This window comes from Enterobacter cloacae complex sp. IR5401 (assembly GCF_049238425.1).
GTDB lineage: Bacteria > Pseudomonadota > Gammaproteobacteria > Enterobacterales > Enterobacteriaceae > Enterobacter > Enterobacter hormaechei_C.
The window spans coordinates 23,264-33,517 of sequence record NZ_JBMKHN010000024.1 but is presented as its reverse complement, the minus strand read 5'-3'; the positions used below and the strand labels follow the sequence as shown (position 1 = coordinate 33,517).

Annotated in this window: 10 protein-coding genes; 6 read left to right on the top strand and 4 right to left on the bottom strand. The window is 55.0% G+C overall.

Going from position 1 to position 10,254, the window contains the following annotated elements:
• Nucleotides 1-338: 338 nt before the first annotated feature.
• The gene (gene zupT, locus ACOTX1_RS22180) at nt 339-1,112 is read right to left on the bottom strand and encodes a zinc transporter ZupT (RefSeq protein ID WP_023314868.1); all 774 of its coding nucleotides are present in this window, start codon (nt 1,110-1,112) and stop codon (nt 339-341) included.
• 130 nt (nt 1,113-1,242) lie between these two features.
• Here zupT and ygiD point away from each other — a divergent pair, with 130 nt between their 5' ends.
• Nucleotides 1,243-2,031, top strand: a complete 789-nt coding sequence (gene ygiD, locus ACOTX1_RS22175; RefSeq protein ID WP_023314867.1) for a 4,5-DOPA dioxygenase extradiol — start codon at nt 1,243-1,245, stop codon at nt 2,029-2,031.
• Between the two features lie 82 nt (nt 2,032-2,113).
• Here the strand turns inward: ygiD and ACOTX1_RS22170 are convergent, their stop codons facing one another.
• The 3 genes from ACOTX1_RS22170 to tolC all read right to left on the bottom strand — a co-directional run bounded on the left by ACOTX1_RS22170 (nt 2,114) and on the right by tolC (nt 5,611).
• On the bottom strand, nt 2,114-3,274 hold the full coding sequence (locus tag ACOTX1_RS22170; RefSeq protein WP_023314866.1) for a glutathionylspermidine synthase family protein: 1,161 nt from the start codon (nt 3,272-3,274) through the stop codon (nt 2,114-2,116).
• Between the two features lie 2 nt (nt 3,275-3,276).
• Complete coding sequence (locus tag ACOTX1_RS22165; protein ID WP_003862522.1) at nt 3,277-3,942, bottom strand: DUF1190 family protein; 666 nt, start codon at nt 3,940-3,942, stop codon at nt 3,277-3,279.
• Between the two features lie 190 nt (nt 3,943-4,132).
• Nucleotides 4,133-5,611 carry an outer membrane channel protein TolC gene (gene tolC, locus ACOTX1_RS22160; RefSeq protein ID WP_023314865.1) on the bottom strand — a complete coding sequence of 493 codons (1,479 nt, stop codon included), beginning with the start codon at nt 5,609-5,611 and terminating at the stop codon, nt 4,133-4,135.
• Between the two features lie 203 nt (nt 5,612-5,814).
• On the opposite strand from tolC, the gene nudF reads away from it, so the two are divergent.
• Genes nudF through parE form a run of 5 tightly spaced genes read left to right on the top strand, consistent with a single transcriptional unit; the run spans nt 5,815 to nt 10,223 of the window.
• A complete protein-coding gene (gene nudF, locus ACOTX1_RS22155) occupies nt 5,815-6,447 on the top strand; it encodes an ADP-ribose diphosphatase (protein WP_003862517.1) in 633 nt (210 codons plus the stop codon).
• Complete coding sequence (locus tag ACOTX1_RS22150) at nt 6,444-6,866, top strand: DUF1249 family protein (protein WP_003862516.1); 423 nt, start codon at nt 6,444-6,446, stop codon at nt 6,864-6,866. The genes nudF and ACOTX1_RS22150 overlap by 4 nt, the downstream gene beginning before the upstream one ends.
• Nucleotides 6,867-6,893: 27 nt before the next feature.
• Nucleotides 6,894-7,721 (top strand): 3',5'-cyclic-AMP phosphodiesterase, encoded by an 828-nt coding sequence (gene cpdA, locus ACOTX1_RS22145; RefSeq protein ID WP_023314864.1) that lies wholly within the window; start codon nt 6,894-6,896, stop codon nt 7,719-7,721.
• The gene (gene yqiA, locus ACOTX1_RS22140; RefSeq protein WP_023314863.1) at nt 7,721-8,302 is read left to right on the top strand and encodes an esterase YqiA; all 582 of its coding nucleotides are present in this window, start codon (nt 7,721-7,723) and stop codon (nt 8,300-8,302) included. Before cpdA ends, yqiA begins: the two co-directional genes overlap by 1 nt.
• Nucleotides 8,303-8,330: 28 nt before the next feature.
• Entirely contained in the window at nt 8,331-10,223 is a 1,893-nt protein-coding gene (gene parE, locus ACOTX1_RS22135) for a DNA topoisomerase IV subunit B (protein ID WP_003862513.1), read from the top strand.
• The last annotated feature ends 31 nt before the right edge of the window (nt 10,224-10,254 follow it).

Here is a 10,254-nt window from a genome sequence, read left to right as displayed (position 1 = left end):
TATCAGACACCGTCTGAATTTGCAGCGGGCTGGAGAAAGGGTCATTCTGAGAATGAAGATTCCGGCGTTACTAACTGAGTGTTGTATCTAATCGTGGGGGCAGGTCATATTAATTTCAGAATACTCGCAAAGTATACGTATTGGGGCGGGGAGACGCGATTAACGTGACTTAAATATATTTTTAGATGGTTTTAATTAATATTTTCAGGCTATCTGAAGAGGCTTCTTTTTTCGGGGTTTTAATAGATTAATATTTTGTGGGTTATTATATGTAAAATATATAGGATTGTTTTTTTGAATAATATAAAGCCTCCGTATAAAAACGGAGGCATTAATTCTTAGCCAATACCTGCCGTTTGCAGCAGAACCAGGCTCATCCCCATCACTGACATTCCACACAGCACGCCGTAGCTTGGGTTATTGTTGGGATCGATCTCTTTTGCCAGCGGCATCAGCTCATCGACAGAGAGCGCGACCATAATCCCGGCCACGGCAGCCATAATTGCAGCCATTACAACCGGGGATACGAGGCTACCGAGGATCAGCCACGCCAGCACGCCGCCGAGAATTTCAGCCATGCCGGAGATACCTGCCCAAAAGACAGCTGTACGTTTTGAACCCGTGGCGGCATAAACGGGCCCGGCAACGGCAAGTCCTTCAGGAATATTGTGCAAAGCCACGGCCAGCGCCACACCAAAACCTATTTCCAGGTTGCTGCTGGCCGTGACATAGGTGGCGATACCTTCCGGAAAGTTATGCAGGCTGATACCCAGCGTCAGCAGAATGGCCGTGCGTTTGATATTTCCCGGAATGGGGGTAACGCTTTTTTGCATTAAATCCTGCGGGTGCGCGTGAGGAAGAATACGGTCGAGTGCAAAATAACCCAGCAGGCCAATGATAAACATGCCATAGCCCAGAACAGGCGACATCCCTTCGGTGTGAAGCGCGGCGGGCAGCATCTCCATCAGCGAGATAAGCAGCATGATCCCGGCGGCGAAACCCAGCGAGAAGGCCAGCAGGCGATTAGAGGGTTTTTGCCCGAGTACCCCGAGGAACGCACCGATAAAGGTTGCGGCGCCCGCAAGTATGGTCAAAATCAACGGTACTGACATGCATTCTCCTTAAGCGATATCTGGCATTCAAATTTCCTGATGATGATCTTCACGGTTATCTGCGTTCATCTTCACCTGAATGCGCGTAATGTAGGCCTATCACATTGACACCTCCTCTAAGGATATCACCATGTCTTCTTCTCGTATGCCAGCACTGTTTTTAGGCCATGGCAGCCCAATGAACGTCCTGGAAGATAACGTCTATACCCGCGCCTGGCGTCAGTTGGGTGAGACGTTACCGCGTCCGAAGGCAATTGTGGTGGTCTCTGCGCACTGGTTTACCCGGGGTACCGGCGTGACGGCCATGGAAACGCCAAAAACGATTCATGATTTTGGCGGCTTTCCGCAGGCGCTGTATGACACGCATTATCCTGCGCCGGGCTCCCCTGAGCTGGCGCAGCGGCTGGTTGATCTGCTTGCCCCTGTTCCGGTTGCGCTGGACAAAGAAGCCTGGGGCTTTGACCATGGCTCATGGGGGGTGTTGATCAAAATGTATCCGGATGCCGATATTCCGATGGTACAACTGAGTATCGACAGCACCAAACCAGCTGCCTGGCACATGGAGATGGGGCGTAAGCTGGCTTCGCTTCGTGATGAGGGCATCATGCTGATAGCCAGTGGCAACGTGGTACACAATCTGCGTACGGTACGCTGGCACGGTGAAAATACGCCGTACCCCTGGGCAACAGCCTTTAATGACTATGTAAAAGACAACCTGGCCTGGCAAGGGCCGGTCGAACGGCACCCTTTGGTGAACTATCTGGAGCACGATGGCGGTTCGCTCTCTAACCCGACGCCGGAACACTTCTTGCCATTGCTGTATGTATTAGGCGCATGGGACGGTCAGGAGGTTATTACAACCCCGGTCGACGGCATTGAGATGGGGAGTTTGAGTATGCTGTCGGTGCAGGTGGGGTAAACACATGCCCGGTGACGCTGCGCTTACCGGGCCTACGCTCGACATGTAGGCCGGGTAAGGTGAAGCCGCCACCCGGCAAGTCTTACTCGACGAAAATATGCGGGTAGAAACGTGACAGATCCTGCGTAATCAGCGCGCGATCTTCGCGAATGCCAATCCCGGCAGGCTGATCGTTAATAAGCCAACTGCCGATCAGCGTATAGCTGTCGCCAAACTTCGGCAGTTGATAAAACGCCTGGACGATCATCCCTTCTTCACCGTACGGCCCTTCAACTGCTTCCAGCGTTTTACCGTTTTCGATAATCGAGACGTTTGCCCCTTCACGGGAGAAGATTGGCTTAACGACGTATTTCTCCATCGGTGGGAAATCATCTTCGGCAAAATAAGCAGGCAGCAGGTTCGGGTGATTCGGGAACATCTCCCACAGCATCGGCAGCAGGGCTTTATTGGAGATAATGCTCTTCCAGGCTGGTTCCAGCCAGCGCACGCCAGCGTCTTCCAGTTTGGTAGAGAACATTTCCCGCAGCATGTATTCCCACGGATAGAGCTTGAACAGGTTGCTGATCACCTGATCCTGCATGTCCGTAAACTGACCTTTTTCACCTAAACCGATATCTTCGATATAGAGAAATTCCGTCGCCACTTCCGCTTCGGCTGCGCAGTCCTGCAAATACTGAACCGTACCGCGGTCTTCTTCGGTATCGCGGCAGCAGGCGAGGTGCAACAGGTTGAAACCGTGCTGTTCACGCAGTTCGACGAAACGTTCAATCAGCTTTTCCTGAAGGCTGTTGAACTGATCGCTGCCTTCCGGCAAGTTTCCGGCATTCGCCTGATCTTCCAGCCAGATCCACTGGAAGAACGCGGCTTCGTACAGGGAGGTTGGCGTATCTGCGTTATTTTCTAAAAGCTTCGGTTCACCCACGCCATCCCATGCCAGATCGAGGCGAGAGTAGAGCGAAGGCTGGTTCGTTTTCCAGGACTGACGAACAAAGCTCCAGGTGTGCTTCGGAATGCGGAATTTGGTCATCAGCTCATCGCTGTCGATGACTTTCTCAACCACCTTCAGGCACATCTGGTGCAGCTCTGCGGTCACTTCTTCAAGCTTTTCGACCTGAGCAAGCGTGAGCTTATAGTAAGCATCTTCACACCAGTACGGCTCGCCGTACATGGTGTGAAAGTTGAAACCGTATTCGGTGGCTTTTTCGCGCCAGTCCGGGCGCTCGGCAATACTGACTCGTTCCATGATCAGCCGCCCATTGAGCGAGTTGAGGAGCCGGTCGCACTACGCTGCATGGTGGTTTGTTTGGCAACAGACTCACCGAAGCCGCCACGGGTAATGGTGCTGGTGGTGGCTGGTTTCGGCGCCATTGCGGTTTTCGGTACGGTCATCGTACGGCCAGGCGTTGCAGCACCGTAACCCTTGCCGGTGGCATCGGTGTATTTCCCGTAGGCCGGGCTGTTCGGGTTTTTGGAGCTAAACAGCGGCTGCTGCTGGTAGCCCGCACCGCCGCTCATCAAACGGCCCATCATATAACCCGCCATCAGCGGCATCCAGAAGCTGCCGCTGGACTGTGCCTGCGCCTGGTTTTCCGGTGCCATACCCGCCTGAGCAGGTGCCTGCTGGCACTGGCCTTCACCGAATTCGGCTACACAGTCTTCGCGTGAGGCATATTTCGGCGCGGTACGTTCCGCTTCTTTCAGGGCGTTGTTATACGCCGTCGTACACTCAGCGGCTTTACCGGTTGCGCTCGCGCAGTCGTCGGCGTTTTGATACAGCGAAACCGTTTCGTCGTTTTGCTCACAGCCTGCCAGCATAAAGACGGCGGTGACCGCCAGCGCGACAGGTGTCAGGTGGCGTGCGTTCCAGCTTTTGCGGAACGACGCGTGATTCATCGTTTTTGTCCGTTTCATATTTGTCTTCCAGGACCCAGTGGTAATAACGCTCAGGATAGAGGATGAGTGGTTGAAAATGAAGCGACGAGGGGCGAAATCCGGGGGATCTTTACGTTGGCTTACGTTCGGGGGGGATTAATGTGCTCCCTCTCCCTGTGGGAGAGGGCTGAGGTGAGGGCATCAGGCCGCAGTGGGCCTGATGACACGCTTAATTGCGGAACGGATTCGTGCCGCTGCTGGCAGGTGAGGTGCTACGCGCTGCCGCTGGCTGTGCAACCGGGGTGCTGCTGTTAGCGGTGAAATTATCCACGGCGGCATCCTGCTGTGGATTTTCCGGCGCGACGCTGTCAGGCGACGTGGAAACCGGTTTGCCCAGCGTGCTGTTCAGCATTTGCAGATCCTGCTCGTTCAGCGTACCCAGCGCCTGCTTGATGTTCAGCTGGTTGATCAAGTACTGGTAACGCGCACTGGAGAGCTGCTGTTTCGCGTTGTACAGCGTGGTCGTTGCGTCTAACACATCAACGATAGTACGCGTACCGACGGAGTAACCCGCTTCCATCGCGTCCAGAGAGCTTTGCGCAGAGACAACGGCCTGTTTATAGGCGTTGATGCTGCTGATGGACGCGTTCACGTTGTTGAAGGAAGAACGCACGGTCTGGACCACGTTGCGGTGCGCGCTTTCAAGCTGCTCGCTCGCGCCTACGAAGTTGTACTGCGCCTGCTTAACCTGAGAGTTAACCATCCCGCCCTGGTACAGCGGCAGAGAGAAGCTCAGGCCAACTTTGTTCTGGCCCATATTGTTGTCGTCATACTGGGCAGTGTTGGTTTTAGAACCGCTGTAGCTGGTATCCGATACGCCGGTAGAGGCGCTCAGGCTCAGGGTTGGCAGGTGACCATCCTGTGCAAGACGGATCTGCTCGCGCGCCAGGTCCTGGCTCAGGCGTGCCTGCAGCAAGGTCAGGTTGCGGTTTTCCGCCTCTTTCAGCAGGGCGTTAACCGCCTGCGGCTTGTCTGTTTTGAAGCTGTCCACGTTCAGAGAGGCCAGCTCAGGATAGTAGTTACCGGTGACCTGACGCAGTGCTTCCAGCGCGTTGTCGAGGTTGTTACGTGCGGTCACTTCGTTTGCCAGTACGGTGTCGTACTGTGAACGGGCGTTCTGTACGTCAGTGATGGCGACCAGGCCCACGTTGAAGCGCTGGGTGGTTTGATCTAACTGACGATAAATCGCCTGTTTCTGCGCTTCGGTGTAGGAGAGGGCGTCAATCGCGCTCAGTACGTTGAAGTAGGCGGTCGCGGTATTCAGGATCAGCGTTTGCTGATCGGTCTGATAGGTCACATCCTGGATGCCCGCGCTCTTTTCCTGCAAGCTCAGCTCACGCCATTTGGACATGTCGAACAGGGTTTGCGTTAACTGTAAAGAGGCGCTGGTGGCATTCGAGTTGATGCCGTTATTATCGCGAAAACCGTTAGTGTAGGTATAATCTGCACCTAAGCCTAACTGCGGCAGCAGTGGACTACGTGCTTCGTTAATCTTTTCAAACGCAGCATCACGATCGGCCGCTGATTTACGTAAATCAGGGTTGCCCAGACGTGCCTGCTGGTAGACCTGTAACAGGTTCTCTGCCTGGCTCATTGCACTGAAGCCCGTCAGGCTCAGGCCGATAAGGATGGGGAGCAATTTCTTCATTTGCATTCCTTGTTGTGAAGCAGTATTAGCGCTGATCTAATTAAAAATAATTGCCGATTCTAACAGAATCATCCACACCAAAAGGTTGGCGTAACGTGCCATCTGGCGGTAATTTGCTCCAATCTACCATATAGCCATACAAACGGCAGCCAAACAGCCTTGAAATTCACAATTTCATCACCATTGCTACCAGGACTCGACCGATGCAAAAACCAGAAAACGTGCCTGTCACCTTCGCCAAAAACGATGTAGAAATTATTGCACGAGAAACGCTTTATAGCGGTTTTTTTTCAATGGAACTTTACCGTTTCAGGCATCGTCTGTTTAACGGTGAGATGAGCGGTGAAATCAAACGCGAAATTTTTGAGCGCGGGCATGCGGCTGTGTTGCTACCCTATGACCCAGTGCGTGACGAAGTTGTGCTGGTCGAGCAGGTGCGTATTGCGGCTTATGATACCAGCGAAACGCCGTGGTTGCTGGAGATGGTGGCCGGGATGATCGAAGAAGGTGAGTCGGTCGAAGACGTCGCTCGCCGCGAGGCGCTGGAAGAGGCGGGCCTGGTGGTTGGCCGGACGAAGCCGGTGTTGAGCTACCTGGCAAGCCCGGGTGGGACAACGGAACGTTCATCTATTATGGTGGGCGAAGTGGACGCCACGACAGCGGAAGGGATCCATGGTCTGGCAGATGAAAACGAAGATATTCGGGTTCATGTGGTGAGTCGGGAGCTGGCTTACCAGTGGGTAGAAGAGGGGAAAATCGACAACGCAGCGTCTGTCATCGCTCTGCAATGGCTACAGCTGCATTATCAGACATTACGACACGAGTGGAAAAAATGAAGCGTTATACACCTGACTTCCCAGAAATGATGCGCCTGTGCGAAACCAATTTCGCCCAGCTGCGCCGCCTGCTGCCGCGAAACGACGCGCCCGGCGAAACGGTGAGCTATCAGGTGAGCAACGCGCAGTATCGGTTAACGATAACAGAATCAACGCGCTACACTACGCTGGTGGAGATTGAGCAAACGGCGCCGAGCATCAGCTACTGGAGCCTGCCATCGATGACGGTACGTCTTTATCATGACGCGATGGTCGCTGAAGTGTGTTCAAGCCAGCAGATCTTTCGCTTTAAAGCGCGGTATGATTATCCGAATAAAAAGTTGCATCAACGCGACGAAAAGCATCAAATTAACCAGTTTTTAGCCGACTGGCTAAGATATTGTTTAGCACATGGAGCAATGGCGATTCCGGTTTGTTAGCGTCATAAACCTACCTAAGGACACCATTTGGAAAGCCTGTTGAACCTGACTGTTGCTGGTGGGGCGCCAGTCAGGATATTACAAATCACCGACACCCACCTTTTTGCCGAAAAGCATGAGACGCTTCTGGGCGTGAACACCTGGGAGAGTTATCAGGCGGTTCTTGACGCGATCCATGCTGAAAAGCGGCCATGCGATCTGATCGTCGCGACGGGCGATCTGGCGCAGGATCAATCCTCCGCAGCCTATCAGCATTTTGCTGAAGGGATTGCGAGCTTTAGCGTGCCTTGCGTCTGGCTGCCGGGCAATCACGATTTTCAGCCCGCGATGTACAGTTCGCTTCAGGATGCGGGGATTTCACCGGCAAAATGTGTCTTTGCGGGGGACCAGTGGCAAATTCTGCTCCTCGACAGTCAGGTGTTTGGCGTTCCGCACGGTGAGTTGAGCGACTATCAGCTTGACTGGCTGGAGACAAAACTGGCCGCCGAACCGAATCGCAATACGTTGCTGTTACTGCATCATCACCCGCTGCCGGCGGGCTGTAGCTGGCTCGATCAGCACAGCTTACGCAACTCTGCGGCGCTGGACGGCGTGCTGGCGAAATTCCCGCGCGTAAAAAATTTGCTGTGCGGTCATATTCACCAGGAACAGGATCTCGACTGGAACGGTCGACGTCTGCTCGCGACGCCCTCTACCTGCGTGCAGTTTAAGCCGCACTGCGCCAACTTTACGCTGGATACCATCGCACCGGGCTGGCGCTGGCTGGAGCTGCATGCCGATGGCTCGCTGACCACCGAAGTTTGCCGTCTGGCCGGGGCACAATTCCGCCCGGATACCGCTTCGGAAGGCTATTGATGTCGACGCTTCTCTATCTGCATGGGTTTAACAGCTCACCGCGTTCGGCGAAAGCGACGCAGCTTCGCCAGTGGCTGAGCGCGCATCATCCCCACGTGGAGATGATTATTCCGCAGTTGCCCCCTTATCCGGCGGATGCGGCAGAGATGCTGGAATCGCTAGTGCTGGAACACGGCGGCGAATCGTTTGGCGTTGTCGGGTCGTCGCTCGGCGGCTACTACGCCACCTGGCTGTCGCAGTGCTTTATGTTGCCCGCTGTCGTCGTCAACCCGGCGGTCCGGCCATTTGAGCTGTTAAGGGACTTTCTTGGCGAAAACGAGAACCCCTACACCGGCCAACAATATGTGCTAGAGTCACGCCATATTTACGATCTCAAAGTTATGCAGGTCGACCCGCTTGAAGCGCCCGATCTTATCTGGCTGCTGCAACAGACGGGAGATGAAGTGCTGGATTACCGCCAGGCAGTGGCGTATTACGCATCCTGCCGCCAGACTGTAGAAGAGGGCGGTAACCATGCTTTCACGGGCTTTGAAGATCATTTCACCCAGATTGTCGATTTTCTTGGACTGCACAGCCACTGACAATCAATGCGAATTGCTAGCTTAAATCATGACGCAAACCTATAACGCTGATGCCATTGAGGTACTCACCGGGCTTGAGCCGGTTCGCCGCCGCCCGGGGATGTACACCGATACGACGCGCCCAAACCACCTGGGCCAGGAAGTAATTGATAACAGTGTGGACGAAGCGCTGGCAGGCCATGCCAAACGCGTGGACGTTATCCTGCACGCCGATCAGTCGCTGGAAGTCATCGACGACGGCCGCGGCATGCCGGTAGATATCCACCCGGAAGAGGGTGTTCCCGCCGTTGAGCTGATCCTCTGTCGTCTGCACGCGGGCGGTAAGTTCTCCAACAAAAACTACCAGTTCTCCGGCGGCTTGCACGGCGTGGGGATCTCCGTGGTTAACGCCCTGTCAAAGCGCGTGGAAGTGAACGTCCGTCGCGACGGCCAGGTGTATAACATCGCGTTTGAAAACGGCGAAAAAGTGCAGGATTTGCAGGTTGTCGGGACGTGCGGTAAGCGCAACACCGGCACCAGCGTCCACTTCTGGCCTGACGAAAGCTTCTTCGACAGCCCACGCTTTTCTGTTTCCCGCCTGACGCACCTGCTGAAAGCCAAAGCGGTGCTGTGCCCGGGCGTGGAAATCACCTTTAAAGACCACGTTAATAATACCGAACAAACCTGGTGCTACGCCGATGGTCTGAACGACTACCTGTGCGAAGCGGTTAACGGCCTGCCAACCCTGCCGGAAAAACCGTTCGTCGGGAATTTCGAAGGCGATACTGAAGCGGTGGACTGGGCGCTGCTGTGGCTGCCGGAAGGCGGCGAGCTGCTGACCGAAAGCTACGTTAACCTGATCCCCACTATGCTCGGCGGGACCCACGTCAACGGCCTGCGTCAGGGGCTGCTGGATGCGATGCGCGAGTTCTGCGAATACCGCAACATTCTGCCGCGCGGCGTGAAGCTGTCGGCGGAAGATATCTGGGATCGCTGCGCCTACGTGCTTTCCGTGAAAATGCAGGATCCGCAGTTTGCCGGTCAGACTAAAGAGCGCCTGTCGTCACGCCAGTGTGCGGCGTTCGTCTCCGGCGTGGTGAAAGATGCATTTACCCTGTGGCTGAACCAGAACGTTCAGGCCGCAGAAATGCTGGCTGAAATGGCGATCTCCAGCGCCCAGCGTCGTCTGCGCGCGGCGAAGAAAGTGGTGCGTAAAAAGCTGACCAGCGGCCCCGCGCTGCCCGGCAAGCTGGCGGACTGTACCGCGCAGGATCTCAACCGCACCGAGCTGTTCCTGGTGGAAGGAGACTCGGCAGGCGGATCGGCCAAGCAGGCGCGGGATCGTGAATATCAGGCGATCATGCCGCTCAAGGGTAAGATCCTCAACACCTGGGAGGTCTCGTCTGATGAAGTGCTGGCCTCGCAGGAAGTACACGACATCTCGGTTGCGATCGGTATCGATCCGGACAGCGACGATCTGAGCCAGTTGCGCTACGGCAAGATCTGCATTCTCGCGGATGCGGACTCCGATGGCCTGCACATCGCCACGCTGCTCTGTGCGCTGTTTGTGAAGCATTTCCGCGCGCTGGTGAAAAACGGTCACGTCCACGTGGCGCTGCCGCCGCTGTACCGAATCGACCTCGGCAAAGAAGTTTACTATGCACTGACGGAAGAAGAGAAAGCGGGCGTGCTGGAACAGCTTAAGCGCAAGAAGGGCAAACCGAACGTTCAGCGCTTTAAGGGGCTGGGTGAGATGAACCCGATGCAGCTGCGTGAAACCACGCTGGATCCGAATACCCGCCGTCTGGTGCAGCTGACCATCAGCGATGAAGATGAACAGCAAACTAACGCCGTGATGGACATGCTGCTGGCCAAGAAACGTTCTGAAGATCGACGTAACTGGCTACAGGAGAAAGGCGACATGGCGGATATAGAGGCCTGATACACGCTGTCTTTTTGCCGGGTGGCGGCTG